The organism is Alexandriicola marinus (genome assembly GCF_004000435.1).
Taxonomy (GTDB): Bacteria; Pseudomonadota; Alphaproteobacteria; order Rhodobacterales; family Rhodobacteraceae; genus Alexandriicola; species Alexandriicola marinus.
On sequence record NZ_RBVZ01000018.1, the window covers coordinates 11,858 to 27,136 of the forward strand.

Sequence of the window (15,279 nt, forward strand, 5' to 3'; positions counted from 1 at the left end):
AAAGGTGACGACGCACATGGCAACGTCCTTCCTCGGCCAGAAACGCCTCCGGAAATATTACGGCAAGATCCGCGAAGTGCTGGAGATGCCGAACCTCATCGAGGTCCAGAAATCTTCCTACGACCTGTTCCTTCGCTCCGGCGACTCGCCCGAGCCGCTCGACGGTGAAGGCATCAAGGGTGTCTTCCAGTCGGTCTTCCCGATCAAGGATTTCAACGAGACCGCCGTCCTTGAATTCGTCAAGTACGAGCTGGAACGTCCCAAGTACGACGTCGAGGAATGTCAGCAACGCGACATGACCTACAGCGCGCCGCTCAAGGTGACGCTGCGCCTGATCGTGTTCGATGTCGACGAGGATACCGGCGCCAAGTCCGTCAAGGACATCAAGGAACAGGATGTCTTCATGGGCGATATGCCCCTGATGACGCCCAACGGGACGTTCATCGTGAACGGCACCGAGCGGGTCATCGTTTCCCAGATGCACCGTTCGCCCGGCGTGTTCTTCGACCACGACAAGGGCAAGACCCATTCCTCGGGCAAGCTGCTGTTTGCCTGCCGGATCATTCCCTATCGCGGCTCCTGGCTGGACTTCGAATTCGACGCGAAGGATCTGGTCTTCGCGCGGATCGACCGCCGCCGGAAGCTTCCTGTCACGACCCTGCTTTATGCACTCGGGCTCGATCAGGAAGGCATCATGGATGCCTATTACAACACGATCTCCTTCACCTATGACAAGAAAGCCCATGGCTGGGTAACCCCGTTCTTCCCGGAGCGGGTCAGGGGCACCCGCCCGGCCTATGACCTTGTCGACGCGGCCAGCGGCGAAGTCATCGCCAGCGCCGGTGAAAAGGTCACGCCGCGCAGCGTCAAGAAGCTGATCGACGAGGGCAAGGTCACCGAACTGGTGGTTCCGTTCCGCCAGATCCTCGGCCGTTTCGTCGCCAAGGACATCATCAACGAGGAAACCGGCGCGATCTATGTCGAAGCCGGTGACGAACTGACGGCCGAGGTGGACAAGGACGGCGAGATCGTCGGCGGTTCCGTCAAGGAACTGATGGACGCGGGCATCACCGAGATCCCGGTCCTCGACATCGACAACATCACCGTCGGCCCGTACATGCGCAACACGATGGCGTCGGACAAGAACGTGAACCGCGAATCCGCGCTCATGGACATCTACCGCGTCATGCGCCCGGGCGAGCCGCCGACCGTCGATGCGGCCTCGGCTCTGTTCGACACCCTGTTCTTCGACAGCGAGCGGTATGACCTGTCTGCTGTCGGCCGGGTGAAGATGAACATGCGTCTCGACCTCGACGCCGAGGACACCCAGCGCACCCTCCGCAAGGAAGACATCATCGCCTGCATCAAGGCGCTGGTGGAACTGCGTGACGGCAAGGGCGACATCGACGATATCGACCACCTCGGCAACCGCCGGGTGCGCTCGGTCGGCGAACTGATGGAAAACCAGTATCGCGTCGGCCTCCTGCGTATGGAGCGCGCCATCAAGGAGCGGATGTCGTCGGTCGAGATCGACACGGTGATGCCGCAGGACCTGATCAACGCCAAGCCCGCGGCGGCGGCGGTGCGTGAATTCTTCGGCTCTTCGCAGCTGTCGCAGTTCATGGACCAGACCAACCCGCTGTCGGAAGTCACGCACAAACGCCGCCTTTCGGCGCTTGGGCCGGGCGGCCTGACGCGCGAACGTGCGGGCTTTGAGGTGCGCGACGTTCACCCGACCCATTACGGGCGCATGTGCCCCATCGAGACGCCGGAAGGCCCGAATATCGGCCTGATCAACTCGCTGGCGACCTTTGCGCGGGTGAACAAGTACGGCTTCATCGAAACACCCTACCGCAAGGTCGAGGACGCCAAGGTAACCGACGAAGTGCAATACATGTCGGCCACCGAGGAAATGCGTCACACGGTGGCGCAGGCCAATGCGCGGCTGGATGCGGATGGCCGGTTCGAGAATGATCTCGTCTCGACCCGCCAGTCGGGCGACTACATGTTGGCGCCTCGCGAAAGCGTGGACCTGATCGACGTGTCGCCAAAGCAGCTGGTTTCCGTTGCGGCCTCGCTTATTCCGTTCCTCGAAAATGACGACGCCAACCGCGCCCTGATGGGGTCGAACATGCAACGTCAGGCCGTGCCGCTTCTGCAGGCCGAGGCGCCGCTTGTCGGTACCGGCATCGAGGGCAAGGTCGCCGAGGATTCGGGGGCGTCCATCATGGCGCGCCGTGCGGGCATCATCGACCAGGTCGATGCCAGCCGGATCGTCGTTCGGGCGACCGAGGACCTTGAGGTGGGCGACCCGGGTGTCGACATCTACCGGATGCGCAAGTTCCAGCGCTCGAACCAGAACACCTGCATCAACCAGCGTCCGCTGGAGAAGGTGGGTGACACGGTCACCAAGGGTGAGGTCATCGCCGACGGCCCATCGACGGATATGGGGGAACTGGCGCTCGGCAAGAACGTCGTCGTCGCCTTCATGCCGTGGAATGGCTACAACTACGAAGACTCGATCCTGATCTCCGAGCGGATCGTGCGCGACGACGTCTTCACCTCGATCCATATCGAGGAATTCGAAGTCGCCGCCCGCGACACCAAGCTCGGGCCGGAGGAAATCACCCGCGATATCCCGAACGTCGGCGAGGAAGCCCTGCGCAACCTCGACGAGGCGGGGATCGTCTATATCGGCGCCGAAGTGGGGCCGGGCGACATCCTCGTGGGCAAGATCACACCGAAGGGCGAAAGCCCGATGACGCCGGAGGAAAAGCTTCTGCGCGCCATCTTCGGTGAAAAGGCATCGGACGTGCGCGACACGTCGCTGCGCCTGCCGCCGGGCGATTTCGGCACGATCGTCGAGGTTCGGGTCTTCAACCGCCACGGCGTGGAGAAGGACGAACGCGCCCTCCAGATCGAGCGGGAAGAAGTCGAACGTCTGGGTCGTGACCGGGACGACGAACTCGCCATCCTCGACCGCAACATCTATGCCCGTCTCAAGGAGATGATCCTGGGCAAGACCGCGGTGAAGGGTCCCAAAGGCTTCAAGGCGAACACCGTCATCACCGAAGAGGTGCTCGGCGATCTGAGCCGTGGCCAGTGGTGGCAGCTTGCCCTCGAAGACGAGGATGACGCCAAGATCGTGGAAGCGCTGAACGAACAGTACGAGCTTCAGAAGCGGTCGCTGGATGCCCGGTTCGAGGACAAGGTCGAGAAGGTCCGCCGCGGCGACGATCTGCCTCCGGGCGTGATGAAGATGGTCAAGGTCTTCGTGGCCGTGAAGCGCAAGCTTCAGCCCGGTGACAAGATGGCCGGTCGTCACGGCAACAAGGGCGTCATCTCCAAGGTCGTCCCGATCGAGGACATGCCGTTCCTCGAAGATGGAACGCCGGTCGATTTCTGCCTCAACCCGCTGGGCGTGCCCAGCCGGATGAACGTGGGACAGATCCTCGAAACCCATATGGGTTGGGCAGCGCGCGGTCTGGGTATCCAGATAGACGATGCCCTGGCCGAATATCGCCGGTCCGGCGATCTGACGCCGGTCCGCGAGGCGATGCGCATCGCCTATGGCGAGGATGTCTTCGAAGAGGCCATCGAAGCCATGGACGAGACGCGTCTCGTCGAGGCGGCCGGCACCGTCACGCGCGGCGTTCCGATCGCAACGCCCGTCTTCGACGGCGCGAAGGAGAACGACGTGGACGACGCGCTGCGGCGTGCAGGCTTCGATACGTCGGGACAGTCGATCCTGTTCGACGGTCGCAGCGGCGAGCAATTCGCCCGTCCGGTGACGGTGGGGGTCAAGTACCTGCTCAAGCTGCACCACCTTGTCGACGACAAGATCCACGCCCGTTCGACGGGGCCGTATTCGCTCGTTACCCAGCAGCCGCTGGGCGGCAAGGCGCAGTTCGGTGGTCAGCGTTTCGGCGAGATGGAAGTCTGGGCTCTCGAGGCCTACGGCGCGGCCTACACGCTGCAAGAGATGCTCACGGTCAAGTCCGATGACGTGGCCGGCCGAACCAAGGTCTATGAAAGCATCGTCAAGGGTGAGGACAATTTCGAGGCCGGCGTGCCGGAATCGTTCAACGTTCTCGTCAAGGAGGTCCGGGGTCTGGGCCTCAACATGGAACTCCTGGATGTGGAGGGTGACGAGGGGTGACCCGGAGACTTTCAAAGTCTCCGGCCCGATTTCCTTCGAGGAAATCGGCGCCCGCGGCAAATCTTCCACACGGATTTTAGGACATCGAAATGAACCAGGAACTGACCAACAACCCGTTCAACCCGCTCACACCGGCCAAGACGTTCGACGAGATCAAGGTCTCGCTCGCGTCGCCGGAGCGGATCCTCTCTTGGTCCTTTGGCGAGATCAAGAAGCCCGAGACGATCAACTACCGGACCTTCAAGCCCGAGCGTGACGGCCTGTTCTGCGCCCGTATCTTTGGCCCGATCAAGGATTACGAATGCCTGTGCGGCAAGTACAAGCGCATGAAGTATCGCGGCGTCGTCTGCGAAAAATGTGGCGTTGAAGTCACGCTGCAGAAGGTTCGCCGCGAGCGGATGGGCCATATCGAACTGGCTTCGCCCGTCGCCCATATCTGGTTTCTCAAGTCGCTTCCGTCCCGGATCGGCCTGATGCTGGACATGACGCTTCGTGACCTCGAGCGGATCCTCTATTTCGAAAACTACGTGGTCATCGAACCGGGCCTGACGGACCTGACCTACGGCCAGCTGATGAGCGAAGAGGAATTCCTCGACGCGCAGGATGCCTATGGCTCCGACGCCTTCCAGGCCAATATCGGTGCCGAAGCCATCCGCGAGATGCTGGCCGCGATCGATCTCGAGGCCGAGGCCGACACCCTGCGCGCCGATCTCAAGGAAGCGACCGGCGAGCTGAAGCCCAAGAAGATCATCAAGCGGCTGAAGATCGTCGAAAGCTTCATCGAATCCGGCAACCGCCCGGAATGGATGATCCTGACGGTCGTACCCGTCATTCCGCCGGAACTGCGTCCGCTGGTGCCGCTTGACGGTGGCCGGTTCGCGACGTCGGACCTGAACGATCTCTACCGCCGGGTCATCAACCGCAACAACCGTCTCAAGCGGCTGATCGAGCTGCGTGCGCCCGACATCATCGTCCGCAACGAAAAGCGGATGCTGCAGGAATCGGTCGATGCGCTGTTCGACAACGGCCGCCGTGGCCGCGTGATCACCGGCGCCAACAAGCGCCCGCTGAAATCGCTGTCCGACATGCTCAAGGGCAAACAGGGCCGCTTCCGCCAGAACCTTCTGGGCAAGCGGGTCGACTTCTCGGGTCGTTCGGTCATCGTGACGGGCCCTGAGCTCAAGCTGCATCAATGCGGCCTGCCGAAAAAGATGGCGCTCGAGCTGTTCAAGCCGTTCATCTACTCGCGGCTCGAGGCCAAGGGCCTGAGCTCTACGGTGAAACAGGCCAAGAAGCTGGTCGAGAAGGAGCGCCCCGAAGTCTGGGACATCCTTGATGAGGTGATTCGCGAACATCCCGTGATGCTGAACCGGGCGCCGACGCTGCACCGGCTTGGCATCCAGGCGTTCGAGCCGATCCTGATCGAGGGCAAGGCGATCCAGCTTCACCCGCTGGTCTGTTCCGCCTTCAACGCCGACTTCGACGGCGACCAGATGGCCGTGCACGTCCCGCTGAGCCTCGAGGCCCAGCTCGAAGCGCGCGTCCTGATGATGTCGACGAACAACGTTCTGTCGCCGGCCAACGGCGCGCCGATCATCGTGCCGTCGCAGGATATGATCCTCGGCCTCTACTACACGACGATCGAACGTGCGGGCATGAAGGGCGAGGGCATGGTCTTCGGCTCCATCGAGGAAGTCGAACACGCGCTCAACGCCGGCGAAGTTCACCTTCACGCCAAGATCACCTCGCGCGTGCCCCAGATCGACGAAGAGGGCCAGGAGATCATGGTCCGCTATGAAACGACGCCGGGCCGCGTGCGTCTGGGCGCGCTTCTGCCCAAGAACGCCAAGGCGCCGTTCGATCTTGTGAACCGTCTTCTGCGCAAGAAAGAGGTGCAGCAGGTCATCGACACCGTCTACCGCTACTGCGGCCAGAAGGAATCGGTCATCTTCTGCGACCAGATCATGTCGATGGGCTTCAAGGAGGCGTTCCGTGCGGGCATCTCCTTCGGCAAGGACGACATGGTCGTGCCGGACGCCAAGTGGTCGGTCGTGGAGGAAACCCGCGAGCAGGTGAAGGACTTCGAACAACAATACATGGACGGCCTGATCACCCAGGGTGAGAAGTACAACAAGGTCGTCGATGCGTGGTCGAAGTGTAACGACAAGGTCACCGCGGCGATGATGTCGACGATCTCGGCCAACCGTGTCGACGATGGTGTCGAGGCGGAACCGAACTCGGTCTACATGATGGCCCATTCCGGTGCCCGTGGCTCCGTCACCCAGATGAAACAGCTGGGCGGCATGCGCGGCCTGATGGCCAAGCCTTCGGGCGAGATCATCGAGACGCCGATCATCTCGAACTTCAAGGAAGGTCTGACCGTTCTTGAATACTTCAACTCCACCCACGGCGCCCGGAAGGGTCTGTCGGATACCGCTCTGAAGACGGCGAACTCGGGCTATCTGACCCGCCGCCTTGTCGACGTTGCGCAGGATTGCATCGTGCGTCAGAAGGACTGCGGCACCGACCGTGCCATCACGGCCGAGGCGGCCGTCAACGACGGTGAGGTGGTGTCGTCGCTGGCCGAGCGTATTCTGGGCCGGGTGTCGGCCGATGATGTGCTGCGTCCGGGAACGGACGAGGTGATCGTTTCGGCGGGCGAGCTGATCGACGAACGCAAGGCCGACGCGATCGAACAATCGGGTGTCGCCAAGATGCGCATCCGTTCGCCGCTGACCTGCGAGGCCGAAGACGGTGTCTGCGGCCAGTGCTATGGTCGTGACCTTGCACGCGGTACCTCGGTGAATATCGGCGAAGCCGTGGGCATCATCGCGGCCCAATCGATCGGTGAACCCGGCACGCAGCTGACGATGCGGACGTTCCACATCGGCGGTGTTGCGCAGGGTGGCCAGCAATCCTTCCTCGAGGCCAGCCAAGCCGGCAAGGTGGAGTATCGCAACGCCACGATCATCGAGAACACCTCGGGCGAGCAGATCTCGATGGGCCGGAACATGGTTCTGGCCATCATCGACGAGAACGGCGAAGAGCGCGCCGTTCACAAGATCGGCTATGGCACCAAGCTGTTCGTCAAGGACGGTCAGCAGATCGAACGTGGCGAAAAGCTGTTCGAATGGGATCCCTATACGCTGCCGATCATCGCCGAAAAGTCGGGCAAGGTGCGTTACGTCGACCTCGTGAACGGGATCGCCGTGCGTGAGGACACCGACGATGCGACGGGCATGACCCAGCGGATCGTTTCGGATTGGCGGTCGGTGCCCAAGGGCAACGAACTCAAGCCCGAGATCATCATCATCGGTGAGGATGGCGAACCGGTCCGCACGGATTCGGGCAACCCCGTCACCTATCCGATGTCGGTGGACGCGATCCTGTCGGTCGAAGACGGTCAGGATATCTCGGCCGGTGACGTCGTCGCGCGTATTCCGCGCGAAGGTGCGAAGACGAAGGACATCACCGGTGGTCTGCCGCGTGTGGCCGAACTCTTCGAGGCGCGCCGTCCGAAGGATCACGCGATCATCGCGGAAATCGACGGCTATGTCCGGTTCGGCAAGGACTACAAGAACAAGCGCCGCATCGCGATCGAAAGCTCCGAGGATCCGGACGTCAAGGTCGAGTACATGGTGCCCAAGGGCAAGCACATCCCTGTTCAAGAAGGCGACTTCGTCCAGAAGGGCGACTACATCATGGACGGCAACCCGGCGCCGCATGACATCCTTGCGATCATGGGTGTCGAGGCACTGGCCGAGTACATGATCGACGAGGTGCAGGACGTCTACCGGCTGCAGGGCGTGAAGATCAACGACAAGCATATCGAGGTGATCGTGCGCCAGATGCTCCAGAAGTGGGAAATCACCGACAGCGGTGAATCCACGCTTCTGAAGGGTGAGCATGTGGACAAGGCCGAATTCGACGAAGCCAATGAAAAGGCCATCGCCAAGGGCGGCCGGCCGGCTCAGGGTGCGCCGATCCTTCTCGGCATCACCAAGGCGTCGTTGCAGACCCGGTCCTTCATCTCGGCCGCGTCGTTCCAGGAAACGACACGGGTGCTGACGGAGGCCTCTGTTCAGGGCAAGCGTGACAAGCTGATCGGCCTGAAGGAGAACGTGATCGTCGGTCGTCTCATCCCCGCGGGGACGGGCGGTGCCACGAGCCGGGTTCGCCGTATCGCGCAGGAACGGGACAACGTCGTCATCGAGGCGCGTCGCGAGGAGGCCGAAGCGGCCGCCGCGCTGGCCGCCCCGGAGATGGATGTTGTCGGCGGCGACGAGTTCGACTCGGTCGTCTTCGAGAGCCCGGAAAGCCGCGACGAATAATCGACCTGATCTTTCGGTCGATGGGCCCCCGGCGACGCTGTCGCCAGGGGCCTTTTTTGTGGCGAACATCGCCGGGCGATGTTGTCGGCCCCCGGGCGCTGGGCTACGTCTTGGAGAACCCAATGCTCAGGAGGTCGCCATGAATGATGCCGCACTGCCCTTCGATCCCGAGATGCTGGACCGGCTGGCCGAGGTGACCGTCCGTGTCGGACTGAACCTCCAGCCCGGGCAGGATCTTCTGATGACGGCCGATCTCGAGACGCTGCCGCTCGCACGGCGGATCGCCGCTGCCGCCTACAAGGCCGGTGCGCGTCTCGTGACGCCGCTCTTTGCCGATGAAGACATGATCGTCGCCCGTTATGAACATGCGCCTGACGAAAGCTTCGATGCCGCGCCGGGCTGGCTCTATGAAGGGATGGCCAAGGCGTTCGAAGGCAACACGGCGCGGTTGGCGATCAAGGGCGACAATCCCATGATGCTTGCGTCGCAGGATCCCGCCAAGGTCGCGCGCGCGGGCAAGGCAGGTTCGATCGCGGCAAAACCCGCGATGGAGCCGATCACCACATTTGCGATCAACTGGTCGATCGTGGCCTATCCCGGCCTTGGCTGGGCCCGGCAGGTCTTCCCCGGACTGCCCGATGAAGAGGCCGTGGCCCGGCTTGCCGATGCGATCTTCGAAGCCTCGCGCGTCAAGACCCCTGATCCCGTCGCCGCCTGGGCAGAGCATAACGCCGCCCTCCGGGCGCGGCGCGAATGGCTCAACGAAATGTGCTTTGACGCGCTGCATTACACCGGGCCGGGCACGGACTTCACCCTCGGTCTTGCACAGGGACACGAATGGAAGGGGGGGTCTTCCGTTTCCAAGAACGGGGTGACCTGCAACCCGAACATTCCCACGGAAGAAGTCTTTACCACGCCCCATGCGCAGCGCGCCGACGGAACCCTGCGCGCCACCAAACCGCTGGCCCATCAGGGCAGCCTGATCGAGGATATCGAGGTCCGGTTCGAGGGCGGAAAGATCGTCGAGGCCCGGGCCAGCCGGGGCGAAGATGTGTTCCTGAAGCTGATCGACACCGACGAAGGGGCCCGCCGGTTGGGCGAGGTCGCCCTTGTCCCCCACGGCTCCCCGATCTCGCAATCGGGTGTGCTGTTCTACAACACGCTGTTCGATGAGAACGCAGCGAGCCATGTGGCGCTTGGCCAGTGTTACTCCGATTGCTTCACCGATCCCGGGCAAAGCGCCGAGTCGCTGGCGGCTGCGGGCGGGAACTCGAGCCTGATCCACGTGGACTGGATGATCGGCTCGAACCGGATCGACATCGACGGGCTGGACGCCGACGGGAACCGAACCCCGGTGATGCGTGCCGGCGAATGGGCCCACAGCCTCTAACGCGTCTCAGGGGTTGAGAGAGGCCGCCGCATCCATGTGCTTTTGCCAGCGGTCGTCGTCTTCCGCCCGCTTGCCCTGATTGCGGCAAAGTCGCTCGACGTAATCGGCGCAGCACAGGTGGTGCAGCCGACGGACACCGGGAATGGCGCAGGCCTCGGCATAGATGGCATCAAACGCGGCCTCGTTCGCCATCGCCGACAGATCCTTGCGGCCATTGCGGTTGCGGGCGCGATAGAAGCGGTCGGTATAGCGATCCTTCATGGCGCTGGCGCTGGGCGTGCCGCGTTTGAGATCGAAGCTTTCGTCGGACCGGATCACATAGTGGTTCATCTGCGCTGTCTGATGGGTGATGCCGTCGGGCGCGGTGAACCGGATCGGGTGCTCATCGGTCAGGAATTTCTCGATCACGCGCTTTTCGCAATCCACGATCCGGTTCTCGGGCGCGGACCAGTCGCCATCGAACCGCCATGGCGCATGATCGGAATAGGCCTTGAAGCGCAGCGGATCGCGGAACAGCGTCTTGAACATGGCGTTCACCTTGTTCTCGGACCAGCCGCATCTACGGAACTGCCGATGGACCAGCCCGTCGCGGTAGCGCTTCCATCCGCCGTTGCCAAAACACTTCCAGTGAAACGCGATCCCCAAGAAATCGCGACCGATGTCGTCCAGATAGCTCCGGATGGTGCCGTTGCCCTTGTGCAGGACAAGGAATTCATCGACATCGCAAATCAAGAGCCAGTCAGTCCCGGCGACGCTTGGATGACGCCGCATCGCCCGGTGCGCCGATTGCTTGGGCGGCTGACCTTCGGCGGGCGAATGCTCCAGAAACTCGAGCCATCCCGCCTCCGCGAGAACAGACAGAAGCTGGGGCGAATGATCGGTGCAATCGTTGATACCAACGAGCACATCGAACCCCAACATCCGGTACCAGCACACCCATTCCAGAAGAAACGCGCCCTCGTTCCGGGTCGCCGCGAAGGCTAGAAATTTTTCACCAGATGACGTCATGCGCGAGACAGAAGCACCCTTCCTGTCTGGCGTCCAGCCTGACGGGCTGCTAACGGCAATCATGGCAGTGATTTCCGACAACACGCGCGGGGCGACGCTCATGGCGGTGTCAATGACCGCCTATACCGCCAATGACGCCTTCCTGAAGGTTCTCGAGGGTGAGCTGCCGATTTTCCAGACCCTGTTCTTGCGCGGGATCGGAACGGTCCTTGGGCTTCTGCTCCTTGCCCGTCTGATGGGGCAGTTGCGGTTCAATCTGTCGCGGCGCAGCTGGACATTGATCGCGATCCGCACGCTTGCGGAAGCGATGGCCGCCTATTTCTTTCTCTCCGCGCTCTTCAACATGGACCTCGCCAACCTGTCGGCGATCCTGCAATCACTGCCCCTGACCGTGACCCTCGCCGGGGCGTTGTTTCTCGGTGAGGCGGTGGGCTGGCGGCGCATGGTGGCGATCCTGGTCGGGCTTTGCGGGGTCATGCTGATCGTCAAGCCCGGGACAGAGGGATTCACCATCTATTCGCTCTATGCGCTCGGCGCGGTTGCCTGCGTGACCGTGCGCGATCTGACGGCGCGGCGCATGACGGCGGATGTGCCGACGCTTCTTGTGTCGGCGACGGCGGCGATGGGTGTGACCTTTTTCGCGGGCATCGGCGCGGCCGTGACGGACTGGGCGCCGGTCACGCCCCGTGCGATCATGCTGATCGGGGGGGCGACTGTTTTCATCATGATCGGCTATGTCTGTTCCGTCGCCGCCATGCGCGCAGGTGAAATCGGTTTCGTGGCACCGTTTCGATATACCAGCCTGATCGTGGCACTGATCCTGGGATATGTGGTCTTCGGGACATTTCCCGATGTCCTGACGCTGATCGGCGCTGCGATCGTGGTTGCGACCGGCCTCTTCACCATCTGGAGAGAGCTGAAACTGCGCAGAACCGCCCGTTCTGCCGCCTGAAGGTCAGCTGGCGGTCCGACTGACCCGACCCTGTGTTGACAGCCCGCGCGACTCCCCCTATACGCGCGACATCCGACCACCGGGCGTATGCCGTCCGGACGACAGATCAGAGATGAGTGGTCATGATCCGGGCCGATTTTGCTGGCCCCGATCCTCTGCAGACCCACCGCATCGTTCCACAGGTTGAGGGAACGCTGCGGACTTTTTGTTTTGCGCCTTGGCCTTTTGGCGACAGGTGCGGGAAACGGCAGATACGGACGCGTGTTTGTCATTATGAAATCGGCGGGCCTGACCGGGACCGCGACACATGTGTAGGAAACGGGGAACGAAGCCCAATGCCAACGATCCAACAGCTGATCCGCAAACCGCGGCAGCCGAAAGTCACCCGCTCCAAGTCTCTCCATCTGGAGAGCTGCCCGCAAAAGCGGGGCGTTTGCACGCGCGTCTATACGACGACGCCGAAGAAGCCGAACTCGGCCATGCGGAAGGTTGCCAAGGTGCGCCTGACCAATGGTTACGAGGTCATCAGCTACATCCCCGGGGAAAGCCATAACCTGCAGGAACACTCTGTTGTCCTGATCCGTGGCGGCCGTGTGAAAGACCTTCCCGGCGTCCGCTATCATATCCTGCGCGGTGTCCTTGACACGCAGGGCGTCAAAGACCGCAAGCAGCGCCGTTCGAAGTACGGCGCCAAGCGTCCGAAGTAAGAGAGAGATCGAGAGATGTCGCGTCGTCACGCCGCCGAAAAACGAGAGGTCCTGCCCGATGCCAAGTTTGGCGACCGGGTCCTGACCAAGTTCATGAACAACCTGATGATCGATGGTAAGAAATCGGTCGCAGAAAAAATCGTCTACAACGCGTTCGATCGCGTTGAAGGCAAGCTGAAGAAAGCGCCCGTCGAAGTCTTTCACGAGGCTCTCGACAACATCAAGCCCGCGCTTGAGGTCCGGTCCCGCCGGGTCGGCGGTGCCACCTACCAGGTGCCCGTCGAAGTGCGTCCCGAGCGCCGTGAGGCTCTCGCGATCCGCTGGCTGATCGTCGCGGCGCAGAAGCGCAACGAGAATACCATGGAAGAGCGCCTTGCCGGCGAGCTGATCGACGCGGTCAATGGCCGCGGCGCCGCCGTCAAGAAGCGTGAAGACACCCACAAGATGGCCGACGCGAACAAAGCGTTCAGCCATTACCGCTGGTAAGAGGCATCCGAAATGGCACGCGACTACCCCCTTGAGCGATACCGGAATTTCGGGATCATGGCGCATATCGATGCAGGCAAGACCACCTGCTCGGAGCGGATCCTGTTCTACACCGGCAAGTCTCACAACATCGGCGAAGTCCACGACGGCGCCGCCACGATGGACTGGATGGAACAGGAGCAGGAACGGGGGATCACGATCACCTCGGCTGCGACCACCACATTCTGGCAGTGGCAGGAAGACCCGTCCGCCGAGGGAACATCCGATACGAAGTACCGGATGAACATCATCGACACCCCCGGCCACGTTGACTTCACCATCGAAGTCGAGCGTTCGCTGGCCGTGCTCGACGGTGCTGTCGCCGTGCTGGACGCCAACGCCGGTGTCGAGCCCCAGACGGAAACCGTCTGGCGTCAGGCCGACCGGTACAAGGTTCCGCGCATCGTCTTCGTCAACAAGATGGACAAGATCGGCGCCGACTTCTTCAACTGCGTGCGCATGATCGAAAGCCGGACCGGCGCGATCCCGGCCCCGATCCAGATCCCGATCGGCGCCGAGAACGAGCTCGAAGGCATCATCGACCTTGTCACCATGGAAGAGTGGACATGGAAAGGCGAGGATCTGGGCGCGTCCTGGACCCGTCAGCCGATCCGTGAGGAGCTTCTTGAGCTGGCCACCGAATGGCGCGGCAAGCTGATCGAGAATGCCGTCGAAATGGACGACGACGCCATGATGGCGTATCTCGAAGGCGAAGAGCCCGATGTGCCGACCCTGCGCAAGCTGATCCGCAAGGGCACGCTCGAACTGAAATTCGTTCCGGTTCTCGGTGGCTCCGCATTCAAGAACAAGGGCGTTCAGCCGCTTCTGAACGCTGTCGTCGACTATCTGCCCAGCCCGCTGGACGTTGTCGATTACATGGGCTTCTCGCCCGATGACGAGACGGAAACCCGCAACATCCCGCGTCGTGCGGACGACAACATGCCGTTCGCGGGCCTTGCCTTCAAGATCATGAACGACCCCTTCGTCGGTTCGCTGACCTTCACCCGTATCTATTCGGGTGTGCTCAACAAGGGCGATCAGATCCTGAACTCGACCAAGGGCAAGCGCGAGCGGATCGGCCGCATGATGATGATGCACTCGAACAACCGCGAGGAAATCGAAGAGGCGTTTGCCGGCGATATCATCGCGCTTGCGGGCCTCAAGGACACGACGACCGGCGACACGCTCTGTGACGCCAAGGAGCCTGTCGTTCTCGAAACCATGACGTTCCCCGATCCGGTCATCGAGATCGCGGTCGAGCCCAAGACCAAGGCCGACCAAGAGAAGATGTCCCAGGGCCTCCAGCGGCTTGCCGCCGAAGACCCGTCCTTCCGCGTCGAGACCGATATCGAATCCGGTCAGACCATCATGAAGGGCATGGGCGAACTTCACCTCGATATCCTCGTTGACCGCCTCAAGCGGGAATTCAAGGTCGAGGCCAACATCGGTGCCCCGCAGGTCGCCTATCGTGAGACGATCGGCCACGAGATCGAACATACCTACACCCACAAGAAGCAGTCGGGTGGTTCGGGTCAGTTCGCCGAGGTCAAGATGATCATCTCGCCGACAGAGCCGGGCGAAGGCTATTCCTTCGAAAGCCGGATCGTCGGTGGCGCGGTTCCGAAGGAATACGTCCCCGGTGTCGAAAAGGGCATCAATTCGGTCATGGACAGTGGCCCGCTTGCCGGCTTCCCGGTCATCGACTTCAAGGTCGCGCTGATCGACGGCAAGTTCCACGACGTGGACTCCTCCGTCCTCGCCTTCGAGATCGCTGCGCGCATGTGCATGCGTGAAGGTCTCCGCAAGGCGGGCGCGAAACTGCTCGAGCCGATCATGAAGGTCGAGGTCATCTCGCCCGAAGAATACACCGGCAACGTGATCGGGGACCTCACGTCCCGGCGCGGGCAGGTCACGGGTCAGGAGCCGCGCGGCAACGCGATCGCGATCGACGCATTTGTGCCGCTGGCCAACATGTTCGGCTATATCAACACCCTGCGTTCCATGTCCTCGGGCCGCGCGCAGTTCACGATGCAGTTCGATCACTACGATCCGGTTCCGCAGAACATCTCGGAAGAGATCCAGTCGAAATACGCATAAACCGCGGTGCGTGGGAAACCACGCACCCTACCCCCCTGTAGGGTGCGTGCGCGGCACGCACCGTGAGACAAGAAGGAGCCAAGATATGGCGAAGGCAAAGTTTGAACGCA

General features: G+C 62.0%; 8 protein-coding genes. 7 read left to right on the forward strand and 1 reads right to left on the reverse strand.

Annotation, left to right across the window (positions count from 1 at the left end; all coding sequences use genetic code 11):
* The first annotated feature begins 16 nt into the window (after nt 1-16).
* From rpoB to EP376_RS21015, 3 genes are all read left to right on the forward strand, one after another.
* Nucleotides 17-4,159 (forward strand): DNA-directed RNA polymerase subunit beta, encoded by a 4,143-nt coding sequence (rpoB, locus tag EP376_RS21005; protein WP_127657477.1) that lies wholly within the window; start codon nt 17-19, stop codon nt 4,157-4,159.
* Between the two features lie 89 nt (nt 4,160-4,248).
* Nucleotides 4,249-8,490 carry a DNA-directed RNA polymerase subunit beta' gene (gene rpoC, locus EP376_RS21010; RefSeq protein ID WP_127657478.1) on the forward strand — a complete coding sequence of 1,414 codons (4,242 nt, stop codon included), beginning with the start codon at nt 4,249-4,251 and terminating at the stop codon, nt 8,488-8,490.
* Nucleotides 8,491-8,629: 139 nt separating this feature from the next.
* The gene (locus tag EP376_RS21015) at nt 8,630-9,880 is read left to right on the forward strand and encodes an aminopeptidase (protein WP_127657479.1); all 1,251 of its coding nucleotides are present in this window, start codon (nt 8,630-8,632) and stop codon (nt 9,878-9,880) included.
* 6 nt (nt 9,881-9,886) lie between these two features.
* Here the strand turns inward: EP376_RS21015 and EP376_RS21020 are convergent, their stop codons facing one another.
* On the reverse strand, nt 9,887-10,888 hold the full coding sequence (locus EP376_RS21020) for a glycosyltransferase family 2 protein (protein WP_127657480.1): 1,002 nt from the start codon (nt 10,886-10,888) through the stop codon (nt 9,887-9,889).
* Here EP376_RS21020 and EP376_RS21025 point away from each other — a divergent pair.
* The 4 genes from EP376_RS21025 to fusA all read left to right on the forward strand — a co-directional run bounded on the left by EP376_RS21025 (nt 10,887) and on the right by fusA (nt 15,169).
* Entirely contained in the window at nt 10,887-11,840 is a 954-nt protein-coding gene (locus EP376_RS21025; RefSeq protein WP_338068416.1) for a DMT family transporter, read from the forward strand. The genes EP376_RS21020 and EP376_RS21025 overlap by 2 nt on opposite strands.
* Nucleotides 11,841-12,175: 335 nt before the next feature.
* The gene (gene rpsL, locus EP376_RS21030; RefSeq protein ID WP_127657485.1) at nt 12,176-12,547 is read left to right on the forward strand and encodes a 30S ribosomal protein S12; all 372 of its coding nucleotides are present in this window, start codon (nt 12,176-12,178) and stop codon (nt 12,545-12,547) included.
* 15 nt (nt 12,548-12,562) lie between these two features.
* Nucleotides 12,563-13,033 (forward strand): 30S ribosomal protein S7, encoded by a 471-nt coding sequence (gene rpsG, locus EP376_RS21035; protein ID WP_127657481.1) that lies wholly within the window; start codon nt 12,563-12,565, stop codon nt 13,031-13,033.
* A 12-nt stretch (nt 13,034-13,045) separates the two neighbouring features.
* The gene (gene fusA, locus EP376_RS21040; RefSeq protein ID WP_127657482.1) at nt 13,046-15,169 is read left to right on the forward strand and encodes an elongation factor G; all 2,124 of its coding nucleotides are present in this window, start codon (nt 13,046-13,048) and stop codon (nt 15,167-15,169) included.
* Nucleotides 15,170-15,279 lie beyond the last annotated feature (110 nt).